This window comes from Serratia sp. BNK-33-b (genome assembly GCF_048684565.1).
GTDB classification, from domain to species: Bacteria; Pseudomonadota; Gammaproteobacteria; order Enterobacterales; family Enterobacteriaceae; genus Serratia; species Serratia marcescens.
In genome coordinates, this window is record NZ_JBLQTZ010000001.1 from 3,263,998 (window position 1) to 3,287,391 (window position 23,394).

General features: G+C 51.5%; 19 protein-coding genes. 2 read left to right on the forward strand and 17 right to left on the reverse strand.

All coding sequences use genetic code 11. The features are described from left to right. Positions 1-24: 24 nt before the first annotated feature. The 12 genes from ACMGGK_RS15675 to galU (ACMGGK_RS15730) form a co-directional block, all read right to left on the reverse strand. Positions 25-1,359: an O-antigen ligase family protein gene (locus ACMGGK_RS15675; RefSeq protein WP_016928424.1), complete on the reverse strand. Its 1,335-nt coding sequence runs from the start codon at positions 1,357-1,359 to the stop codon at positions 25-27. Continuing rightward, positions 1,359-2,498, reverse strand: coding sequence for a glycosyltransferase family 4 protein (locus ACMGGK_RS15680; RefSeq protein ID WP_049299856.1), 1,140 nt, complete (start codon positions 2,496-2,498; stop codon positions 1,359-1,361). The genes ACMGGK_RS15675 and ACMGGK_RS15680 overlap by 1 nt, the downstream gene beginning before the upstream one ends. Before the next feature lie 28 nt (positions 2,499-2,526). Continuing rightward, positions 2,527-3,543, reverse strand: a complete 1,017-nt coding sequence (locus ACMGGK_RS15685) for a hypothetical protein (protein ID WP_016928427.1) — start codon at positions 3,541-3,543, stop codon at positions 2,527-2,529. A gap of 47 nt (positions 3,544-3,590) precedes the next feature. After that, a complete protein-coding gene (locus ACMGGK_RS15690) occupies positions 3,591-4,097 on the reverse strand; it encodes an acyltransferase (protein WP_071525944.1) in 507 nt (168 codons plus the stop codon). After that, on the reverse strand, positions 4,091-5,332 hold the full coding sequence (locus ACMGGK_RS15695; RefSeq protein ID WP_016928429.1) for an oligosaccharide flippase family protein: 1,242 nt from the start codon (positions 5,330-5,332) through the stop codon (positions 4,091-4,093). Before ACMGGK_RS15695 ends, ACMGGK_RS15690 begins: the two co-directional genes overlap by 7 nt. Then, positions 5,333-7,573, reverse strand: coding sequence for an N-acetylneuraminate synthase family protein (locus tag ACMGGK_RS15700; protein ID WP_016928430.1), 2,241 nt, complete (start codon positions 7,571-7,573; stop codon positions 5,333-5,335). Positions 7,574-7,576: 3 nt separating this feature from the next. After that, positions 7,577-8,266: a cytidylyltransferase domain-containing protein gene (locus ACMGGK_RS15705; protein ID WP_016928431.1), complete on the reverse strand. Its 690-nt coding sequence runs from the start codon at positions 8,264-8,266 to the stop codon at positions 7,577-7,579. A gap of 87 nt (positions 8,267-8,353) precedes the next feature. Continuing rightward, positions 8,354-10,501 carry a tyrosine-protein kinase Wzc gene (wzc, locus tag ACMGGK_RS15710; RefSeq protein ID WP_028127952.1) on the reverse strand — a complete coding sequence of 716 codons (2,148 nt, stop codon included), beginning with the start codon at positions 10,499-10,501 and terminating at the stop codon, positions 8,354-8,356. 12 nt (positions 10,502-10,513) lie between these two features. Then, a complete protein-coding gene (locus ACMGGK_RS15715; RefSeq protein WP_016928433.1) occupies positions 10,514-10,948 on the reverse strand; it encodes a protein-tyrosine-phosphatase in 435 nt (144 codons plus the stop codon). Between the two features lie 14 nt (positions 10,949-10,962). Further along, a complete protein-coding gene (locus ACMGGK_RS15720) occupies positions 10,963-12,099 on the reverse strand; it encodes a polysaccharide export protein (RefSeq protein WP_016928434.1) in 1,137 nt (378 codons plus the stop codon). A gap of 448 nt (positions 12,100-12,547) precedes the next feature. Continuing rightward, positions 12,548-13,441: a UTP--glucose-1-phosphate uridylyltransferase GalU gene (gene galU, locus ACMGGK_RS15725; RefSeq protein WP_016928435.1), complete on the reverse strand. Its 894-nt coding sequence runs from the start codon at positions 13,439-13,441 to the stop codon at positions 12,548-12,550. Between the two features lie 53 nt (positions 13,442-13,494). Further along, the gene (gene galU, locus ACMGGK_RS15730; protein ID WP_028127951.1) at positions 13,495-14,391 is read right to left on the reverse strand and encodes a UTP--glucose-1-phosphate uridylyltransferase GalU; all 897 of its coding nucleotides are present in this window, start codon (positions 14,389-14,391) and stop codon (positions 13,495-13,497) included. Positions 14,392-15,002: 611 nt separating this feature from the next. Between galU (ACMGGK_RS15730) and ACMGGK_RS15735 the strand changes: the two genes are divergently transcribed. Continuing rightward, positions 15,003-16,586 carry a TerC family protein gene (locus tag ACMGGK_RS15735; RefSeq protein ID WP_016928437.1) on the forward strand — a complete coding sequence of 528 codons (1,584 nt, stop codon included), beginning with the start codon at positions 15,003-15,005 and terminating at the stop codon, positions 16,584-16,586. 31 nt (positions 16,587-16,617) lie between these two features. Here ACMGGK_RS15735 and dcuC read toward each other — a convergent pair whose 3' ends face one another. From dcuC to udk, 4 genes are all read right to left on the reverse strand, one after another. After that, positions 16,618-17,970 (reverse strand): anaerobic C4-dicarboxylate transporter DcuC, encoded by a 1,353-nt coding sequence (gene dcuC, locus ACMGGK_RS15740; RefSeq protein WP_015377222.1) that lies wholly within the window; start codon positions 17,968-17,970, stop codon positions 16,618-16,620. 175 nt (positions 17,971-18,145) lie between these two features. Further along, on the reverse strand, positions 18,146-19,978 hold the full coding sequence (asmA, locus tag ACMGGK_RS15745; RefSeq protein WP_143778767.1) for an outer membrane assembly protein AsmA: 1,833 nt from the start codon (positions 19,976-19,978) through the stop codon (positions 18,146-18,148). Positions 19,979-20,022: 44 nt separating this feature from the next. Then, on the reverse strand, positions 20,023-20,604 hold the full coding sequence (gene dcd, locus ACMGGK_RS15750; RefSeq protein ID WP_004938917.1) for a dCTP deaminase: 582 nt from the start codon (positions 20,602-20,604) through the stop codon (positions 20,023-20,025). Positions 20,605-20,729: 125 nt separating this feature from the next. Further along, positions 20,730-21,371 carry a uridine kinase gene (udk, locus tag ACMGGK_RS15755; protein WP_004938922.1) on the reverse strand — a complete coding sequence of 214 codons (642 nt, stop codon included), beginning with the start codon at positions 21,369-21,371 and terminating at the stop codon, positions 20,730-20,732. A gap of 228 nt (positions 21,372-21,599) precedes the next feature. Between udk and ACMGGK_RS15760 the strand changes: the two genes are divergently transcribed. Beyond that, the gene (locus tag ACMGGK_RS15760; protein WP_420277016.1) at positions 21,600-22,229 is read left to right on the forward strand and encodes a phosphatase PAP2 family protein; all 630 of its coding nucleotides are present in this window, start codon (positions 21,600-21,602) and stop codon (positions 22,227-22,229) included. A gap of 44 nt (positions 22,230-22,273) precedes the next feature. Here ACMGGK_RS15760 and apbC read toward each other — a convergent pair whose 3' ends face one another. Then, positions 22,274-23,386 carry an iron-sulfur cluster carrier protein ApbC gene (gene apbC, locus ACMGGK_RS15765; RefSeq protein ID WP_016928441.1) on the reverse strand — a complete coding sequence of 371 codons (1,113 nt, stop codon included), beginning with the start codon at positions 23,384-23,386 and terminating at the stop codon, positions 22,274-22,276. Positions 23,387-23,394 lie beyond the last annotated feature (8 nt).

Consider the following 23,394-nt stretch of genomic DNA (forward strand, 5'->3'; position numbering starts at 1 on the left):
CTCGTAACTTTAAATAATATCGCGTCAATGTAGCGATTGAATATAGCCTACATTCTTCTTTGACCGACTCACGGCCCCCGTCTCGGGCGTTCTAATCGACAATAACAAGATTGAGATAATAATTGGGAATATGTAGCCTGGATAGTTTGTCAACGGGTTATTATAAACAAAGTTCATCGATAGCGAGATCATCCAGTATAGGTAAATACTGGGGTTAAGGCCAAGACGAGTACGTTGATAAAGAATGCCAAGAATAACCGACGCAACGATAACAAGAATAATGATGCCGACATTCCCGTAATTCGACAACATGTAGATATACATACTGTCAAGCGGGATTGAGTTCGTATTGTCATCACCAATCACTGCGTTGCCATTCACAGCATACCCAGCACCGATAAATGGCGAATATTCACTGTCAGCTCGCACGGCCTCTATATTGACTGTACGAAGTAAAATGCTGTTCTCCGCGTAAGCATTCTCCTTCGGAAATATCATCTCATAAATACTGTAATTGGTTGTCGTAATATAAAAGAACAGTGACAAGACCATCGTTACCATGGTAACTGAGTTCAGGCTAAAACGTTGAGAGAAAAAGCGTCTCAACATCAGGAACATGATATAAAGCAGCGCCATAATGATCGCCGTTTTCGATGTTGAAAATGCGATCCCTACCATAGTGAGAAGAATATACTTTTTGCGATGTTTTACGCTTACATAAGGCGATAACACCAGTGCAAAGAACAGATATTCACTGAGGCTGAATGGCCCGGTGAGCAAACCAAAAGCACGTAATTGACCTTGGATAGTGCGCAGCAGAAGACCATATTCTTTACCAAACTGTGTCAACTGCGGGCCTGGGTCAAAACCGATTAGCGCATAAAGCAGGCCTGCCAAGCTGGATTCGGCGACTGCAAAAAGCGCATTCAATACGGCAAAGAAAATATAGTACTTGATGATTTTATTAACAATTTCGACACGTTCATTATATTCGAAAAGAAGTAAAACGGCCGCGAAGAAAAAAGAACCGAATGTAAGCAACTCTAAGCGAAACTGAACTATAGAACGGAAGAAATCAAATCTTCCGGCAATCATACTAAAAAGAATATAAACTAACGAGAAGACTACCATTGACAAGAAAAAGACCAATACGCTTCTACACTGTTTTGACACGGTAGGATTACGCGCAAAAAGTAGTATTAGTACGAAAACTGGAACTGCCATGGCAAAAAAGTCTTTATATAACAAAAGTGCCCTGGTCGACATATACGCAGCGACGGTCACGACGCCGTTCAATGAGAGCAATGCCATGTACGTCAGCAAAAGAAAAACAACCAGCGACTTTGTCGATACTCTCATTATGACCCTCTATACACACTCTCATAGGCATCGGTTATTTTTTCCAGTTCAAAAAACGAACGACGCGATTTATTGTTATTTTCTCTAACGACGCTTACCACACTAGCGACAGAAAAATCTTTTAGCTCGAAAATGTTGTCGTAAAAAGCGGCGATTTCAGCCACTCCACCATTGAAAGACGTATACACAACCTTACCAGAGATGGCTGATTCCGCAACTGTCCGCCCAAAGGGTTCATTCCACCGCGTCGGTAGAACAACGGCGTCAATCTGCGCCATAAACTCTTCAATCTTGATAAAGCCAAGCAAATGAATGCCTGCTTCCAACGCCAACCCCTTCAACTTCTCGCCAGAAGCGTCACCGTTGAATCTGCCGGCGGCGTAGAATGCAACCTGGGGATCGCCGCTGGCCTGTTTTGCCAGAGCACAAAACTCATCAAACCCTTTGTCTTCGGTGAGACGACCGACAAAACCGATCCTGACCTTTTCGCTGACGGTCGGTACGTAGTCTATCGCCGCGACAGGATTGTAGATATGCGTATGCACCGCGTTGCGAGCAAATCCATTTCCCTGATGCAAGGCGGAAATATATTTACTTATACCAACAAAAGCATCCACGCGCTGACTGGCTTTTTTCTTTAGATAAGAGGTGATGCGCACTGCAGGCGACTGTACATCCATATTTTGGCCATGTTTAAACAACGTGCCATTGGGGTGGAATAGATAATAATCGCGAGTCGTATGCACCACGCGCGCCCCCAACTTCTTGGCCACTCGCCACGCAGCAACGGAAAACCCGCTGAGGTTGTTGGTATGCACCACATCCGGAGAAAACTTGCGTAGCTCGTTGCGCATGGCTCGAGCCATAAATGGATTATAAGAATCGAGTAGGTGCCACACCGCTTTTTTTAATTTGCTTGCAGCTGATGCCTTGAACGGCCAGTACACATTCTTGAGAGGTAAATAGGCAATATGCACGCCATTAAGAGTGTCATACTTTACCTCATCAAGTTCATGAAGACAAAATACACCAACCTCATGCCCGGCCCGTTGCAAACTTTCAGCCAATAGTTGGACTGATACCTCAGCACCACCTATTTTATAAGGAGCATAAAGCGTGTTAATTAAAGCAATCTTCATTCCCATCACCAAAATATAATTTATAAGATTAAAGTTTGTTTTTAATCAGCGTAATGTCCGCGTTTTCATAACTCTCATAGTTTTTATAAATTGCGCCGACGAATCCGACCCACTCTGGCGACAAAACTTTCTCATCGAGAACATAAGCGGTTATTTTTATTTTTTCATCGTATATCTTTACAAGATTATCATACAATGATGAATAAAAACCGGCTATAGACCTGACGTTCTCCCCAGCCACAATCGGATAAACCTCAAAGGGAAAGTCCAAGCGACGAACCTCTACATGCTTTCTGATTTCCTCTATTTTCTCTTCACGTTCGCGGCGATGAGGAATATAAACCAGTTCGGCATCAGTCTGGTTTGACTTTAAATCGCTTATCATTTTAAGCGTCAAATCAATATCATCAACAGACGTTACCCCCGCCTCAAAAAGCGGCGTGCCTATAATGAAGACTCTGTTCTTGCCATCAGGAAGGCTGGCCAGTTTAGCCTTAAAGTTTTGGTAACTGTGTTTAATGACCACATCGCGTTTTGAAACATTGCCTTCAATGTCATACACAGAGAAAAAGGTTATTTTTTCGCGCTCATTATTGGTCATGCCAAGTGACTTAAGGAAAACCGACTTTACGATGCTCCGAGTAGTGACATTATTGTAACGTTTAATTCTGAGCGTTGCCGTACCGTCATCCAGTAGAACTACATCCCTTTTTGGGTACTTATGCGCCAAAATCCAAAAAACTCTGGCGCGGTACTCACCGGCGATCAAAGTGACAGTTTCCTTCGCACTCACTACTGAAGTCGCGCTCTTCAATTGCCGCTTAATGTCAAAAGCATTGCCCAAATTCCCCTCAGCATCAATGGTTTTCAAGGAGCGATGCTTAATCATCTTCAGCAGATACACGATCTGCCCATGATTCAACGCGGAATTGGCCGAGCGCTTATTGACAATCAGCAGATCGAGCATGATGTCATTCGCATCAAGATATTCAATGAGATTAAAAGCCTGAAGCGGTGACTCGATATACGCAATGTACTTACTCATATTTCTAATATCCGATTAAGCTACGGGCATGAATGTTTAGTTGCCGTTCAATGGAATTTGCCTTCAGCTTTAAGCTGCAGATAATGAGCAACATCACGTTGCGAAAAGGGTTTGGCAGGATGGCCACCGGCTATAGCGTAAGGCTCTATATTTTTAACCACCACGCTGCCGGCTTGGATAATCGCCCCCTCACCAATGCTGACGCCAGGAAGAACAATGACATTGATTCCTAACCACACATTATCTCCTATGTGCGTGTCCTTCAGCACATAAGTATTATCGTAGGGAATAGCGTTTCCATGATGATTATGATTTTCTGTAATTAGCACGCAGCCAAAACCACAATGGAAATTATCACCAATAACAACCCTGCCCTTGCCGACCACCGTCAAGCCATTAGAGTTGAAGTTGTTGCCAAGCCGGGTTTTGTTATTAACCACAGTTAAAAAATTGACTTTCGGATCGCGGCCGCAGCTTTCAGCCACTCTGATAACTTTTGAGCGATAACGCTGCTTACGTAAGTTTCGCAACCATCGTTTAAGACTTGCTAGCATCTTTTCCTCTCAATGCCGATCTGTCGCTTGCCACAATAAAAAGTCACTGCACATGCATAAAAACTGGAAATTGCATAAACCAGGCAGAAATACTCAACTTTTATTTCCGTCATGGTGATGACAAAGATACCAATCAAATGCGTAATCATCGAGCCCATAGTAATAATCGATATTAATTTATTTTTACGATAGTAAAACAGTGAGTGCGTAAAAATATAATAAATCGATAAAAATGCAGTTCCAGGCAAAAGTATGTTGAAGTAATAAATTGCGCTATTGAATTCAGCATTAAATAAATATGGAAAAGCAAACGGCAGAATGAAGAAATAAATAACACATGAGACAATAACCAGAGCCGTGTATCCATATTGAATAAGCTCCACGCCTCGAAAATCGTTCGCTTTAAGTTTGCGGTAAATAAATGGCTGGAACGCCTGATTGATTACACCAAAAAAAAGCATAACGATGGAGGTTAGCTGGAATGCCAAGCCATAAACCCCCACAACAGCAGTGCTCATGTAATGAGCGATAAAGAACCGATCTACCGATGACTTAATCCAATAACTACCGTGATGCGGTAATAAGGATACTCCATAGCTAATGATTTCCTTATAACGTTTACGCGACGGCTCGAGCTCGCTGCGTTTAACCGCTCTCTTCCGGTAGACAAAGAACTCATAGGCTAACTGAATGCTGAAAAATGATGCCGCGATCGCTATCAAACGTTGTCCTGGCGTCGCCGCTATCATTTCAAAAAGGGCGATCGTGAACAAAACATTGAATGCGGAAAGCAAAAATTGACCGATAGCCGCAACTTTATAGGTCTGACTAATGCGCAAATGCGATAAATTGATAAAGTTCAGCGCTTGTGCCAGAGACGCTAAAACAACCAGAAAACCATCACTAAAAGAAACTGAGATCTTGGTGACCAGTGTGACTATGTAGAATATAGCCACCAATAGCACGCTCGACGCGACAGCCAAGGTGATGTTATCTCTGCGGAACACCAGGGAGCTCCCTTCCCCCTCCTGCATATATTTGACCGGCAACAGACCTTGACCACTGAACGAAATGAAAATGATCAAGATCTGAATAACGGACAAATACAGAGTCAGCGCGCCGTACCCCGACGCGCCAAGGTGTGCTGTCAAATAAGGCAATATGATGAAGCCGATGACTTTGCCGAGAATATCCCCTATCGACAAAGCCGCAGCCCCCATAATGGCTTTACTCATTTACAGATACTTTTCCAGGAAGTTAAGCGCATGCCAGAACCCTTCCCCTTGGTTTTTGTGCCCCTGCCACACTTCCGGAATAAATTGCGCGCCCGGCGCATAGCGGCGCAGATCATCCGCCAGCTCGTCAAAGTTCACATCACCTTTACCGATCTGAACCCCTTCACCATCCACACCCAGTGCATCAACAATATGCATGTGCGCGGTATAAGGGCCGACTTTCTGGGTGAAGTCATGAAGATCCCATTGGTAATAATTGCAAGCCATCATGGAGTGCGACGTATCATAGCAAATACGATAGCCGTATTTTTCACAGAACGCTTTAATCTCGTCCGGATCGACAAAGAGGTTGTGGTAGCTCTGGCCACCAAAGTGCCATGGGAATGGAGGCATCGTTTGGATGATAATTTCAACGCCTTCTTGATTGATCTCCCCCAAAGCGGCACCAATACGTTCGTACATCGCCTGACGCGACTCTTTCGGCAAGAAACCGGTGGTATTGAAACCACCCGCATTCACCACGATGACCGGACGCTCAGTTTTCGGGAAATACTGCTTTAATGCGCGAGTCACATCACAGACACGCTGCAACTGTTTGATCGAATGGGCAAGATAAGCAGGATCATCCGTTGCCAAGTCCAAAATATGATCGTTGGCGAACAACTCTGGGCTATGTACCGCAAAACCGATATCTTCAGCGCCGGAGAAGAATTCGGTCAAATCCAGCTCCATGTCCTGATAGCTCAGGTGGAATTCGACGAAATCCAGGTTGGATTTATTCTTCAGCTTGCCGTAATCGTGATAGCGCACAGGAATGCCGAACGGACGATTGAAGTCATAGTCCTTAGCCTCTATCGCTACATCATTCAGATCTGACTCGTAGAAGTAACCGCCTTTTTCGTGGTCACGATTGGCTTTCTTGCCGACCAATTGCTCCAGATACAGAGGCTGTAGACCCTGGCCCGGGCTCTTCACCTCTACCATCTCGCGGGTAATGATTTCGCCTTTTTTCAGATCGCGATTGATAATCAAACTCTTCGCCAGAGTTTCGCGATTGATCATTTCCCCTTGGGTGATAGTACGCTCGCCGGCATTGCCCATGGACTCTTCAACTTCGCGGATGCGCACAACCATCTCTTTGAACTCAGGTGGTAAAAGAGACACTTTATGGTCATTGCCTTCCATAGATTTGTCGATGGTGAAGTGTTTCTCGATCACGCGTGCGCCCAAGGCAGTAACGGCGATCGGCACGGAAATACCGCGCTCATGGCCGGAATAGCCCACCAGGCAACCCGTTACCTGCTGCAGACGCTTGATATAGGCCAGGTTGACGTCTTTAAACGGCGTCGGATACGTTGAGTTGCAATGCAGAATCACAAACTCGGCGCCTTTGGATTTCAAAAAATCAACCGAGCTTTTGATTTCCGCTTCGCTGCACATGCCGGTAGAACAAATCAGCGGTTTGCCTGTAGCAGCCAGCGCGGCCAACATTTCGTGGTTGGTGAAGTCGGCGGAAGCGACCTTATAACCTTCCATACCGTAGTTTTCCAGTATTTCAAGGCTCTTCAGATCCCAAGGGGTACAGAGCGGGGTCAACCCCTTCTCCTTGCAGTAATCGAACACTTCGATCAGTTCTTCATTGCTCAACTGGAATTTTCTTAGCAAATCCAGCGTGTACTGCGCGCCAAGATCGGCTGATTTGTCTTTATCGTTGCCGCCCTTATATAGCGAGCTCAGGTCACGCATTTGGAATTTAACGCAATCGGCCCCCGCGTCAACCGCCAGGTCAACCAGATGCTTAGCCAACTTGATGTCGCCATTATGGTTGTTGCCAATTTCAGCAATAATGTAAGTCGGCGAAGTTTCAGTGATGGTGTGCTTGCCGATCGTCAGGCCTTTTTCGCTTTGCAGCGCCACAGCGACCAGACGCCGATAGTCATCAACCAGCGGCAATACGTCAACGCCGTTCGTAAACAGTGAGTCAATCTCGTTACGTGGCGCGTCCACTTTTTTATAGCGAACGTTCTGGTTCATCACTTCTGACATTTCGCGACTCAGATCGAAATCACCATTAGTGATCCAGCGGCGGAAATCACCGTCAGAAAAAGAGCCGCACAGCTTGCCGTCTTCAGTGACAACAAAAATGATTCGCTTTTTGTTCGAGTTGATTTTTTCTAATGCTTTAATGATTGATTCTGTTTCAAACACTAAAAAATCAGATATCTTTTTCTGGATTAACATGAATTATCTCCCACTCCAATTTTTCAAAATTACTTCAACAACCGCCCAATCCAGCAGGGTGTCAATTTCAAAGCTTTCCTCTTCAGACATCTTATGCGCAATGACTTTACCGCCAAGACGATTACCGGTGCTGAGGAGAATGTCACTTCTCGTAACGTAAATAGAACCGTTTTCTTTGAGTTTGATATTTTCAGGCTTAATATCTTGCCGACGCGGACGGTTTAAATAATCGTAATAAGCTTTCGGATTGTCTTCGTTTTCCCACAGGAAATGCCAAAACTCACATACACTCAGTAACGAATCGGCTTTTTTTTCGATAATCTTTTTGATTGCAGAATCAATCGCATCATCTTTACGTACAGGAGAGGTTGCCTGCAGCAAGACGGTATAGTCTGGATGGTAATTCTCATGTTCAGCCAACCATTCCAGGGTATGCAAAAGTGCAGGTTCCGTCGCGGCGGTATCGTTCGCGAGATGAGCTGGGCGCATGAACGGCACTTCTGCGCCATATTCCCTGGCTACAGCAGCAATATCCTCACAATCTGTTGAAACAATAACGCGCTCAATACTCGAAGAATTTAGTGCCTGCTCTATGCTCCAGGCAATTAATGGTTTACCTGCAATTTCTTTAATATTTTTCTTGGGAATACCCTTAGACCCACCCCTTGCCGGAATAATTGCAAGATTACTCATTTATTCTCTCCGAAATTGGATTTTACTAATTACTTTGAATGAATCAGAAAGCTCCTCATTACGAGGAGCTTTTTCTTAGAAGGGGATTTATTTATACTCGTAAGCGTAGTAGCCGTAGGCGCTACCCGATTTATTTTCTACGGCGTTAAGGATAATACCTTTAATTTCCATGCCGTTTTGCTCGAAGCGACGAATACTCACTTCGATCTCTTTCAGCGAGTTCACGCCATAACGCGCGACCAACAAGGTAGTGCCTACATTGCGTGCGACAATCGCGGCATCCGTCACCGCCAGGATCGGCGGGGTATCGACCAGAACGATGTCATACTCTTTGCCCGCCCATTCCAGGAATTCCGTCAGGCGGTTGTGCATCAACAGCTCTGACGGGTTCGGTGGGATCTTGCCACGCGAGATAAAGCTAAGATTCTCAATCGAGGTCTTTTTGACCGCTTGCTGCGCTGTCGCTTGTCCTGACAATACATCAGACAGCCCTACGCCCAATTCACAGTTTAACAGTGAGTGGGCGTAGCCTTTACGCATATCGGCGTCCACGACCAGAATACGTTGCCCCGCCTGAGCGATAACGGCTGCCAAGTTGATACTGACAAACGTTTTACCGATGCTTGGGCTGGCGCCCGAAATCATTAGAACGTTATTTTTGGCCTCCAAGGAGGCAAAATGCAGGCTGGTACGCAGGCTTCTAACGGCTTCGATCGCCAGATCGGCCGGATTGCCCACGGCAAGCAGGGTGTAACTCCTGTTGCTATTGCGCTTGCCGGACAGCATGGTTTCGCGGTCGCTTTTTTGCTGCCATTCAGACAGCGGAATACTGGCGTAAACGTTGATCCCTTGCTGTTCCAGCTGTTCCGGGCTTTCGATGCCGCGATGCAGCATGGTTTTAAGCAATACAAAACCCGTCGAGAACAAGCCACCAAGCAACGTGACTATCAGTACGATAATGGTTTTTTGCGGTTTAACCGGACGAGGCTGCGTAACGGCAGGATCCACGATTCGCACGTTACCAACCGTGCTCGCTTTAGTAATCCCCAGCTCTTGCTGTTTATTCAGCAACTGCATGTAAATCTCTTGCCCGGCCTGCACATCACGGGTCAAGCGCAAAATTTCCTGCTGGGTTTTCGGCATGACGCTGACACGCTTGTTCAGCTTGTCTTTTTCTTGCTGCAGCGTAGCGCGTTTTTCCATCAGTGCACGATAAGCGGGGTGTTCTTTGGTATAAAGTTTGGAGATTTCCGCTTCTTTAAACGTTAGCTCATTCAGTTGAGCCTCAACCCCCACGATCGTATCAAGAACAGACTTCGCTTCAAGTGACAGATCGACAGAATCATTCGCCTGACGGAAACGGTTGAGCTTATCTTCGGCGCTATCCAGCGAGCTGCGAACTTCCGGCAGTTGTTCTTTCAAGAAATCCAGGCTTTTAGCGGCCTCTTCCGATTTACGCTCGACGTTCTGCAACAGATAATTTTTGCTGATGCTGTCAAGAATGTTTCGCACTAATATCGGATCGTCACCGGTCAAGCTCAACGCCAAAACGCCGGTATCTTTGCCTTTGTCTTCAACGGTCAATGCATCCAACAGATTATTGGTCGCAACCAGTCGCGCCAACTTGGCGACTTCAAATACGGTGCCAGGCTCCGCTGAAATATCGCTTACCAGCAAGGAAACCCCATGGCCGCTTTCCAGCGCACCGACTTTCCCTTTGATAATCTCGGTGCCGTTATTGCTCAACACATAGTTCTTTGCATCGATCACCGTCAATTCCAGCTCAAGATCGTCTGAGTTGGCTGGCACATTGAGGCGGGACAACGCAATTTTGGCAGGTTCGGTTCCCGTCAAGCGGGCCCAGCCGCGACCAAATACCGGGAAGTATTTTTGCTGCACCACCGTTTCAAGGTTCAGATCATCGACAGTCTTGCCCGTCACCATGCGTGACTTTATCAGCTCGATCTCCGTGGAAGAGCCCGGTTGACTGTTCGGCAGCATTTGGGATAGGTCGTTGACCAACGAGTTACCGACGTTTTGTTCAACCTGAACCATCGCGTCAGCTTGATATATCGGAGTCGCGAACAGTGAATAAATGATCCCGGCAACAGAGAATAACGCAGTAATCCCGATGATGAGCCAGCGGTGATCAATTAAAGTTCCCAACAAGCGACTTAGATCAATCTCATCATGATTATTGGCTGTTGATAAGCCTGGTTTCGTATTATCAGTCATTGTAATCTCTGGTTAACGATTTAATGCCTGGGCCCATTTTTGGGCTGCATCATCAAGAAGGCGGTAAACAAACTCAAACGCTTCAGCGCTCTTTCTGTAGGGATCGGGAATTTCTTTCTGTCCCAACCAATGGGCGAAAAGCATGGTTTTGCCTCTGACCTCCGGAGCCAAACGGCAAACGGCATCGATATGCCCTTTCTCCATAACCAGAATCAATGAATATTCCCGGCACATTTCTTTCGTCAACTGTCTGGCTTCATGGCCCTCTAACGACAGCTGATGTTTTTCCGCAATGGAAATAGCGCTCTTGTCCGCAGTTTTGCCAACCAAGGCGCCGATGCCTGCGGAAGCGATCTCTTTTTCCGGCAGATGCCGCTTCAAGAGACGCTCCCCCGTGGGGGAGCGGCAAATATTACCTACACAGACAACCAAGATAGAATCAAACATGGCTAACCCCCCTACTACGGCCAGTTGCGGATACGCAGTGAGCCTTCCGTGAGATTGTTGAAGCTATCGATGGTTGGTGCCAACTGAACGATCAGACGGTTCCAACGCGCGATTGGCGCTGCCGTCACGTAAACAATGTCATACGGTTGCAGATGGAATTCAGCCCCCATCACCAATGCTGTCGCATCGGACATATTGAGCTGATAAATATTAGCCAGCTTGTCGCCCTGCGTTCCGTGCAATGGCCGGATAACGAACACGCCGGTCGCATCGGCCGCAGCTTGGCTTATCCCTTGAGAATTCCCCAACGCTTCCGTCAACGTCATGCCGCTGCGATCCATTTTAAGCGTCGCAGGGGTCTTAACTTCACCCATAACAAACACTTTAAGATCGTCGTTGCGCGGAATATACAGAATATCCCCAGGATAAAGCAGGCGGTTTTGGGTCAGATCGCCATTCTGCATCAGCTTTTGCAGCGACAGACTCTGCTCTTTTCCATTGTGCGTGAGAACGATGTTGCGCCAGTCGGCATTTTCAGTCAGACCGCCTGCAGCGTTAATCGCATCCATCACAGTTAGAGGTACGTTGGTGATCGGCTGCTGTCCGGATTTGGTAACTTCGCCCGTCACGTAAGCTTTTTGCGAGCGGAAAGCGGCAATATTGACGTCAACCTGCGGGCTTTCGATGTACTGAGCCAAACGGGAGGCGATTTGATCGCGGATTTGGGTAACGGTTTTACCCACCACGTTTACCTTACCGATATAAGGATAGAAGATCGTGCCGTCGGAGTGTACCCAGTTGCCTGTGTCGCTGGCGCTGCGGTATTGCCCCGCAGGCGTGGTCAGCTCAGGGTGATCCCAGACGGTAACGTTAAGGACGTCGCCGATCCCGATCCGGTACTCATACGTACGCAACGATGCATCCAGCTGCGCATTCGACTGAGCAACCACCTGTGTCGGACGCATTGAGTCCAACAGCTTCGGTGTCATAGGGTAAATGTTGACCAGTTTATCGATATCGAAGTCAGCATCTTCTTGTTTTACGACGTCTTTTCCGCTGGTCGATAAATGGGTTCCAGGAAAAACAGTGCATCCACTGATTACGCTAATCGATATCAATAGTGATATCGCTTTCAATTGTCGTTTTGCCATCAAATTATCATCACTTTCAAGTAAATGTATCTGCAAAGCTACTATGCGCGCCAACCGTGGCAGCGTCTCTGTAACCTTATCAAACTGTCTGTCGCTTGCTGCGCCGTCTCAAAACATGGGCTCTGTTTGCAATTATCGAGAACGTTTATCTGCCGTTGATAAGAGCAAAGCTATTATGAGCAGGATAAATAAACTGTGATGCCCAGCACCGGTAAAAATCAGTGCGGAGGCGAGTTTAAACTTTAATTTTTTATTAATAACAGCGACTTGTCATAAGCACATGGCCATACCGCATAAAACTCTCTCGCCATAGCAACTCGGATAATCGCAGTAAAATGTATACTAATATAAAAAATGGGACAGTGAAATTCCCCAAAATTCAACAACTATTCTAGCTTCTCCCGCCATGATGGCAACGGCCCTCATCGAGAGAAGCGAGAAGTTTTACTCAAAGCGACAGCTGTTCAGCCCATTCACGGAAAGCTTTGCCTTGGGTTGGGTGACGCAACCCATAAGTGACAAAAGCGCGAAGGTAACCCAGTTTTTCACCGCAGTTGAACGATTCCCCCACCAGCTCCGTCGCCTCTACCGGTTTGTGTTTCAACAATTCTGCAATCGCATCGGTCAGTTGAATACGCCCCCAGGCTCCCGGTTCCGTGGTCTCCAGCAGCGGCCAAATATCGGCGGACAAGACATAGCGCCCTACCGCAGAGTAGTTGGATTCCAACTTGGTTTCCGGCGCCGGTTTTTCAATAATCGATGTGATACGAGCACTTTCACCCGGTTTCAGGTTGCTGGCCTCACACTCAACCACGGAATAATCATGCAGTACGTGTTCGTCTGCCTTTTGCACCAAAACCTGGCTCAGGCCGCTCTGCTCAAAGCGCGCAATCATGTGTGACAGGTTGTCTTTCTTCAAATCGGCTTTTGCGTCATCCAGCAAGATGTCCGGCAACAGAACGACAAATGGAGAATCACCGACCAACGGTTTAGCGCAGAGAACGGCATGTCCCAGTCCTTTTGGCTGCCCCTGGCGAATGTGCATCAGCGTCACGCCTTTTGGCGTTATCGACTGCACCTCATCCAGCAGTTGCCGTTTCACGCGTGCCTCCAGCATCGCCTCCAGCTCGAATGAGGTATCGAAATGGTTTTCAATGGCGTTCTTGGAAGAATGCGTCACCAGGATGATCTCTTTAATCCCCGCCGCGACGCATTCGTTGACAATGTATTGAATCAACGGTTTATCAACGATTGGCAACATCTCTTTCGGAATCGCTTTGGTCGCCGGCAGCATACGCATGCCCAATCCGGCAACGGGAATAACCGCTTTCAACTTCGTCATGGTAGACCTCATTCAATCTCGTGATCGCTTTCAGCCGCAGTGGCGACAGCCTGTTACTTTCCCAACGTCTGCTTCAACCAGCGGCTGAAATTTTCACCTTCCGAACCGTGACGCAGACCGTACTGCACAAACGCCTTCATATAGCCAAACTTGTCGCCACAATCATGGGACTTACCGCTCATATGGAATGCTTCAACCGTTTGTTCATCCATCAGCATCGCAATCGCATCGGTCAGTTGAATCTCATCACCCGCGCCGGGAGGGGTTTTCTCAAGTAGCGGCCAAATATCGGCGGCAAGCACATACCGGCCGACGACGGCCAGATTGGAAGGGGCATCCTCGCGGGCCGGCTTCTCAACCACCGCCGTCATCGGTGCGCTTTCTCCCGCGGCGATCGTCGCGCCTGCGCAATCTACCACACCGTATTTGGACACATCTTGTTCCGGCACAGGTTCAACCATGATTTGGCTGTAACCCGTATCACCAAAACGTTGGATCATTTTAGCCAGATTTTCTTTGCGCAAATCCGCCGTAGAATCATCCAATAAAACATCGGGCAACAGCACAACGAAAGGAGCATCACCCACCATTGGTTTGGCGCACAGCACCGCATGCCCCAACCCTTTCGCCTGTCCTTGACGCACCTGCATCACGGTCACATCCGGGGGACAAATGCTTTGCACTTCACTCAGGAGTTGGCGCTTCACGCGCGCTTCGAGCATGGCCTCCAGCTCAAACGAAGTGTCAAAATGGTTTTCAATCGCGTTTTTCGATGAATGCGTGACCAATACGATATCTTTAATCCCCGCCGCCACGCATTCAGCAACAATGTACTGAATTAAGGGCTTATCGACCACGGGCAACATTTCTTTAGGGATAGCCTTGGTCGCCGGCAACATACGGGTTCCCAAGCCCGCAACGGGGATCACTGCCTTAAGTCTTGTTTGCATTTTCATTCCAATTCATCGTAGCGCTGCATTCATCTGTGCAGCGTGAACAAGGGGATCCAATCGGGCACGCTACCGCCCTTGGCTTGCAGCTACCAAAGTACTGTTAATGACGCATCCCCCCACGTCATTGCATGAGCCAGGCAATTTTTATGCAAAGCGGCACTCATTCTTCGTTTGAACTGTCATGCTGTTCACAAAAAAATAAAAAAACCGGTGCCTTTATAACCAAACAATGTTAGTTACTGCCGTTATATGACTAAGATTCTTATACTAATGTCTAAGTGATACAAGCCTTAGATCCCCCCAGTCAGCCGTTTTCAGAATAAGACTACTCGTGCCGCATACCGATAAGAATCATAGCCAAAGAAAATTGTTTTAATGTTTTGATTTAAATAAATTTAATAAGGCGTTTCTTTTCTGAGCGCATGGCATTCCGGTAGATATTTGCTCCCCAGGCCCTTGATTCCTTTGGCCGCTCGGCGCCGATCGATGTTTACGGCAATCCTCCTGTTCTGAACCACATCCTCCCGATTAAAGTTGAATTTTGCCGCCTCAACGCCCATCATTCCCGTGCGGCATAAGCCGTAGAACTTACAGGTGAAATTGGGCGTATGGAATGGATCGCTGATCCAACAATTTGGGCCGGCCTGGCCACTTTGGTCGTGCTGGAAATCGTGCTGGGTATAGACAACCTTGTCTTCATCGCCATTCTGGCGGACAAATTACCAAAACAACAAAGAGATAAGGCCCGTGTCGTCGGTTTGTTGCTGGCGCTGGTCATGCGTCTGGCGCTGCTCGCCTCCATCTCGTGGCTGGCGACGCTGACCAAACCGATGTTCATCGTCGCGGAGCACCCCTTCAGCGGCCGCGATCTGATCATGCTGGTCGGCGGGATATTCCTGCTGTTCAAAGCCACCATGGAGCTCAATGAGCGGCTGGAAGGCAAGGACGAAGAGCAGCACGGCGCGCGCAAAGGCGCACGTTTCTGGCCGGTAGTGGCGCAGATCGTGGTGCTGGACGCCGTTTTCTCGCTCGACTCGGTGATCACCGCGGTAGGGATGGTCGATCACCTGGCGGTGATGATGATCGCGGTCTGTATCGCCATCGGCCTGATGCTGCTGGCCAGCAAACCGCTGACGCGCTTCGTCAACGCTCACCCGACTATCGTCATTCTGTGCCTGAGCTTCCTGCTGATGATCGGTTTCAGCCTGGTGGCGGAGGGCTTTGGCTATCACATTCCTAAAGGCTACCTCTACGCGGCGATCGGCTTCTCGGTCATGATCGAGGCGCTGAACCAGCTGGCGCAGTTCAACCGCCGTCGCTTCCTGTCGAAGGTACGGCCGCTGCGTGAACGCACCGCCGAAGCGGTGCTACGCATGCTGAGCGGCAAACATGAAGAAGCGGAAGTCGACAGCCATTCCGCCAACCTGCTGGCGGACAGCGACAGCGAAAACGGCGAGATCTTCAATCAGCAAGAGCGGCGCATGATCGAACGCGTACTCGGCATGGCGCAGCGCACGGTCAGTAGCATCATGACCTCGCGTCACGACGTCGAATACCTTGAGCTGAACGATCCGCAGGAAAAGCTGACGCAGTTGCTGGAACGTAATCAGCACACGCGCATCGTGGTGGTGGAAAGCAGCGCCAGCGACGAACCGCTGGGCGTGATCCACACCATCGACGTCCTCAAACAGCAACTGGCGCAGGCGCCGCTGGATCTGCGAGCGCTGATACGCCAACCGTTGATCTTCCCGGAGCAGCTCACGCTGTTAAGCGCCCTGGAGCAATTCCGCCAGGCGCAGACGCATTTTGCCTTTGTGGTCGATGAGTTCGGCTCCGTCGAAGGCGTCGTCACCCTGACGGACGTGATGGAAACCATCGCCGGCAACCTGCCGGAGGCCGGCGAAGAGGTGGACGCACGCCACGACATTCAGCAAAACGAGGACGGCAGCTGGACCGCCAACGGCTATATGCCGCTGGAAGATCTGGTGTTGTATCTGCCGATGCCGCTGGAAGAAAAGCGCGAATACCACACGCTGGCGGGGCTGTTGATGGAACACAGCCAGCGCGTGCCGCAAGAAGGAGAACAAATCAAGATCGGTGACTACCTGTTCGAACCATTGGAGGTCAACAGCCACCGCATCCTGAAAGTGAAGATCACCCCGCCGCCTCCACCGGAGGAGTACGAGGTTTAACATCGAGGCCGGGCATCGCCCGGCCTTCCTTTTACTGGGGAACCAGCAGCTCCGTCGCCACGATCACCACCACCAACCCGACAATTACCGGCACTGAAGTACGCTTCACCACATCAAACGGCGAGATTTTCGCCATGCCGGAGACCGCCACCACCACGCCGGAAACCGGCGACAGCGTACGGCCGAGATTAGAGGCCTGCAGCATCGGGATCACCAGATAGGCAGGATTCACGCCCATCTGTGCCGCCAGTTTCGGGATCAGTTCGACAAACGCATAGAACGGCGCATTGCCGGAGCCGGTGGTCATGGCCGCCAGCATGGTGATCACCACCAACACCAGCATCATGATCAAACCGCCGGTACCGAACGACTGCGCCAACCCGATCAACCCGCTGATAAAACCGACGGTGCTCAACCCTTGCGCGAAGACACCCGCGGCCACCAACAGCATCACCACGCTGGCGAATGCATCCGCCATACCGCGATACGCCACTTCCAGGCCGCTGAATACCTGTTTGGCGCTGAAGCTGCGCACGAACTCGATCGCAGCCGCCAACAGTATGCACCCTACCAACACGGTAATAATGTGCAGCTCCGGCCCCCATTTGCCGTCGAAGATCAGCACGCCGAGGATCGGCGTAAACGGCAATATCGCGTAGAACCCCGGCGCATGCGTTTTTATTTCACTGACGTCCATGATGTGGTGCTGTTCATCACTCTTCTTATCGAGATAACGCTGCCAGAAAAAGTGCGCCACGGCCATGCAGACGATGGCCGCAATCGAGATAGGCAGCGTGGTTTTGAACGCGAAGTCCACCAGCGGCATTTCCGCCGCCTTGGCTGCCAGCACCACGTCGCCGGAAGTCGGCGCCAGGATAATCGCCGCCGGCGAAGCGCAAATGGCCGCCGCGGCGCCGCGGCTAATGCCAACGTTCACCATCAATGGGAACAGCGTCGCCATCAGCAATACACCGAGTCCAGTCGCGGAAGAAACCGCCAATGACATCAGGCAAGCGACAAAATAGGCCGCCACCATCAGCAGATAAGGCGAATTGATCATCTGCAATGGGCGCGAGGCCAGCTTGACGACCACGTCGTTGGCGCCGATATGCGTCATATAGGCGGCGAAACCGCACAGCATCATGATCATCATGCCCAGATCGCCGCCGCGGCTCATCAGCAAGATCTTGACGTACTCGATCATATCGGTCGCGCGCCAGCCGGTAGATGCGGCGCCGGACGGCAACAGCGTTTTCCCCATCAGGGCGCTGATGCCAAGCAGCAGCAGCCCTCCCACCATCAAGACGCCCGTGGCGGAATACCCTTTGATGATATAACGGCCCACGCCCGCCGCCACCGCCGCGCCAATAAGAAGCTCTATCATGTTTCCTCAACTCGTCATTTTTTCGCGCTCAGGCGCATAGTCATAGCAGAATGCGCCCTTACTCTGCACAAATTGATCGCGGGTCTTCATGACCTTCATCAAGGTAACGGAGGGAAATTATCGCGGGAAACGTCGATACTGACGCGGGCCGCAAAACGGCCCGCGTCAGGAGGGATTACAGCTTGTCGAGCAGCTTTTTCAAATCCTGACCCTCGCGCGAACCCTTGTTCTTTTCAGCCCACTTGTTCAGCGCATCCTTGGCCCGATCCTGCAGCGTTTTACGCAGCACCTGATCGACCTGCAGTTGATAATTCAGCTGTTGCCACGGCCCGTAGACCCGCAGCGGGATCGGCGTTTTTTGCAGCTGTTCGATCAGCTCGCCGCGCCCTTGCCAACCGCCGGTGACGCGCACGTTAAGCGCCATATCACACTGTTTGCCCGGCATATCGATGCTGCCGGCGCCGGTCAGCGCCAGCAAAGGCGAATCCGCCGTCAGGCCGCTGAGTTTGACCGTGCCCTGGTTCAGGGTAGCTTGCGCCGAAACATTTTTGACTTCGGTATAGCGCTGATAGCTGTCTTGACCGCGCACACTGTTGTCATTGCGCGCCACGGCCTGTTGGATCAGTTGCTGGATGTTCAAACCGTGCAGTTGCGCATCCTGCATCGCCAGCTGCGCCGTACCGTGCCAGCGGTGCTCAAATGACTGTGAAGAGAGGCGATCGCCGGTCAGATCCCCTTTCATGCTGAACTTGCCGGTCAGCATCTGCGGCATGTCGAAAGCTTTGAGCACCGTGCCCAGCTCAATTTGGTTCAGCGTCGGTTGCACGCTGATGACCGGTTTATTGCCGCGTGCGTCGAGCGATCCCGGCAAGGAGAAATCACCGCCGGCCAAGTGCCCGGCAAGCTTATGCAGCGTCAGCAGGCCGCGTTGATTGTCCGCGGCAACGGCCAATTGGGTGACGTTCATACCGCGATAGGTCAACTGCGCCGCTTGCAGGTTCAACTGCGCATTGAAATCGCGCAGCGCTTCCAGGTTCTGCTGCCGATCGTCGACCTGGCTGGCGATCACCGGCGCGGCGGTCACGGCGGGCTGTTCGGCGGTATTGGTGCTGGATTGCCAGCCGGAAAGCGCGTCGAGATCGAGGTTAGCCGAATTGAGATTCACCACATAGCCCGGCACCGCCCCCAGCGTGGCGCTGATATCGCCGGCCAACTGGCTGTTGTTGGCGCTGACGTTCAGTTGGCTGACGGCAATCTGCGCCGGCGTCTGTTGATAGACTACCTGGGCATTGCCCTCGCCCTGAATGCCGCCGTTAAGAATGTCCGCCCCGGCCAGTTGATAATTGAACTGGGTCACTTTGGCGCCGATCTGGTGCGGGAACTGCTGCAAATCGATATCGGCCGTCATGCTGAAGGCCAGGTCGCGCTGATCGCGGTTGACCCGGCTGGACAGTTCAAGCTGCGCCTGCCGTTTCTCCGTTTGCTGCAGGGTAAGATTGATGTCCCGAACATTGATTTGCGCGTTGTCGGCACGCTGCCAAATCAGCAGGCTGTCCACGACGCGCAAGTTATCGATGTCGAACTTCCAGGCCGTGTCTGCCGCATCAGCGCCGCTGCCGGCCGGCGCAATCGGGGCGTCCACTTGTGAGTGCTCTTCACTGTCGGGCGTGAGACGAATGACGGCATTTTTCAACATCACCTGTTTCACAAACAGCTGATGTGACAGCAGCGGCAACAGTTTGACGTCAAGGCGCATGTTTTCCGCGCTCACCACCGGCGCCTTGGCGCCCGGCGCGGTCAGCGTCATGCGCCCGGCCAAAATACTGAGCTGCGGCCAGATATGCCAACGCAGGTCGCCTTCAAGCGTTAGCTGGTAGCCGCTCTTCTGCTCGACCTTTTTGACCATGTAACCGCGAAAATCATTCGGATTGACCAGCAGTACCAGCGCGGACATTCCCGCCACCACGACCACCAGTAAAATCGCCAATGTCGTCAGTAATCTTCTCATGCCACCCTCTTGTCAGCGCCACACCGACGGTGCATCCCGCGCCGTTAGTCCTTGTCGATTCGACTGGCTACTGCGCCCTGCTGATCGCGATATTTTGCGTCCTGCCGGCTGTTATATGGCCGGGCCGCCGGGCCGGACAACGGCTCAAAGCTCAAGGCGCCAATCAGCATCCCCGGCCGCAGCGCCAGCGGCAGCTTGCCGGAGTTGTAAAACTCCAGCACGATGCGCCCGTGCCAGCCCGGATCGATACGGTGCGCGGTCACGTGCACCATCAGCCCCAGACGCGCCAGAGAAGAACGGCCGTCGAGCCAACCCACGAGATCGTTCGGCAGCGTCACGGATTCGAACGTCACCGCCAGAGCCAGTTCGCCGGGATGAAGGAAGAACGCCTCGCCTTCCGGCAGGACAATCTCGTCGCTCATCACGCGATCCAGCGCGGCGCTGACTTCATCTTTCGGCCCGCTGAGATCGATAAACGGCGCGGTATGGCCGCGGAACACGCGGAACTGATTGCCCAAACGGACATCTACTGTGGCCCCGTTGATGCGTTCGAGCGGCGGGCGCGGCGAAATCACCAGTTTCTCGCTATCCAGCCAGGCTTCTATATCGCGGTCGCACAGTCTCATGTCTTTCTTCTCCATCAAAACGCGTAACTAAACAAAAATTGCCACACAACGGGCGAAAGGTCTACGCCGGGGTGCAAATAGTTGGCCGTCGGCCGGAAATGCGCATTTCCGGCCATTAAGCGGCATTATTCAAAGAATTGGCTGATTTTGGCTTTCAGAATATCGATCGCGATGCGGTTTTTGCCGCCGCGCGGAACGATGATATCGGCGTATTGTTTGGAAGGTTCGATAAACTGCAGGAACATCGGGCGCACGGTCTTCTGGTATTGCGCCATCACCGAATCCATCGAGCGACCGCGCTCGTTGACGTCGCGCTTCATACGGCGCATCAGGCAGATATCCAGCGGCGTGTCGACGAAGATCGAGAAGTTCATCTCCTGGCGCAAACGGATATCCGTCAGCAGCAAGATCCCTTCCAGAATGATCACTTTTTTAGGTTCCAGGTGGACGGTTTCTTTCTTGCGCGTGTGTTCGGTGTAGCTATACAGCGGCAGCTCGATCGCCTTACCGGCCTTCAGCATCTGCAGATGCTGGAACAGCAGGTTATGATCCATGGCGCTCGGGTGGTCATAGTTGGTTTTGACCCGTTCTTCCATGGTCAGGTGAGTCTGGTCTTTATAGTAACTGTCTTCTGGAATAACGCCGATGTGCTCATCACCGACTTGCTCGCGGAGTTCGCGGTACAACGTGCTGGCGATAAGGCTTTTTCCGGAGGCAGATGCGCCAGCTATACCAATAATGACGCACTGATGCGGATTGTCAGTCATAAAATTAAAGACCTGATTTCATAGTGTGAAGGGGGGAACTAAAACGCGACAATTATAGGGAGTCGCCGGGGATTGCGCCACTGTATATTGCGCGGCGGCGGGTGAATTCGGGCTGCCACGCCACGGGCACGCGGCATTTTAAGAATCTCACGGCTAGGGCAATGCCCCGCAACAGGTTACACTCCTGCGCTGACTTAGGGACCCCGTAGTCTTTCATCGGAGAATGATGTGCTGGATTGGTATTTTTTGACTTTTTTCGGCGACAGCATGCTGCTGCTGCCCTGCGCGCTGATTCTGTTTTTATTGCTGCTCGCATCGCCCGCCACCCGCGTTGCATGTTGGCAATGGGCGCTGATTTTCGGTTTCACCGGCGGACTGGTCTGCCTGTCCAAGTTGGCCTTTATGGGCTGGGGCATTGGTAGCGCAAGTTATGATTTCACCGGATTCAGCGGCCATTCGGCCCTCGCGGCCAGCATCTGGCCGCCGCTGCTTTGGGCTTTAACCGGTCGATTTTCCCACCCGGTGCGCAGCATCGCGCTGGTGACCGGATGGATATTGCCTTTCACCATCGGCGTGTCGCGCCTGGAAATCCGCGTGCATTCGGTATCCGAGGTCATCAGCGGGCTGATGTTAGGCTACCTGGCCAGCGCGCTGTTTCTATGGCTGCAGCGAGGGAAAGCGCGACCACAGCTTGCCTGGTCGCATTTGGCCATCGCGCTGGCCTTGCCGTTGGCGCTGATGGGACAGCGGCAGCCGGCCCCCACCCAGGGATTGCTGGAACATATCGCCAAAACGCTGGCGCAGATCGAACGCCCTTATACCCGGGCAGATTTGCACAACCCTACCCGCATCCCATAAAAAAACCCGGCGCTTAAGCCGGGTTTTTCATCGCCATAGGCAGATTACAGCGCGCGGAAGGCAATCTCCGTCGGGATCGCTTCACCCTGCCAATACATCTGCGCGGCCACGCGGCCGGCCAGTTGACGATACATGTCGGCGAATTCGCTCTCCGGGCGGCTGATCACCGTCGGCGTACCGCGATCCAGATCTTCGCGCAGCGAGATGTGCAGCGGCATCTGCCCCAGCAGACGGCTGTTATATTTCTGCACCAGCTTCTCGGCGCCGCCGGTGCCAAAGATCGGCTCATGGTGGCCGCAGTGGCTGCAGATGTGCACGCTCATGTTTTCGACAATGCCCAGCACCGGCACATGCACTTTCTCGAACATCACGATGCCCTTGGCGGCATCCAGCAGGGCGATATCCTGCGGCGTGGTGACCACCAGCGCGCCGGTCACCGGAATGTTCTGCGACAGCGTCAGCTGAATGTCGCCGGTGCCCGGCGGCATGTCCAGCACCAGATAATCCAGATCCGGCCATAGCGTATCCTGCAGCAGCTGCATCAGCGCCTTGCTGGCCATCGGGCCGCGCCACACCATGGCGTTGTCGTCGGTCACCAGATAACCGATGGAGTTGGTCGCCAGGCCGTGCGCCATGATCGGCGCCATGTGCTGCCCGTCCGGCGAAGTCGGCCGCTCATGTTCGGTGCCCAGCATATTGGGGATCGACGGGCCGTAAATGTCGGCGTCCAGAATGCCGACCTTGGCGCCTTCGGCGGCCAGCGCCAGCGCCAGGTTGACGGCGGTGCTGGATTTCCCCACCCCGCCTTTGCCGGAGCTGACGGCGATGATGTTGCGCACGCCTTTGATCCCGGCTTGGCCGTTGGCGCGTTTCAGCGTCGTGATATCGTGTTTCAGCTTCCAGTCGATGGCGGCGGCGCCGGTCACGCGCAACAGCTCAGGGCCGACGCTCGCCTGCAGCGCTTCAAAACCGCTCTGCCAGGCAAACGGCATCGTCAGTTCGATATGCAGTACGTCGTCCAATAATGCGCAGTGATGAATAGCCTTCAGCGCGGTCAGGTTGTTTTTCAACGTCGGGTGTTCAAAGGCGGCCAGTACACCGGTCACCAGGGCGCGCAGAACTTCGGGGTTGGTCTGCTCAGGGGATTTTGCGTTCATCCCGGCTC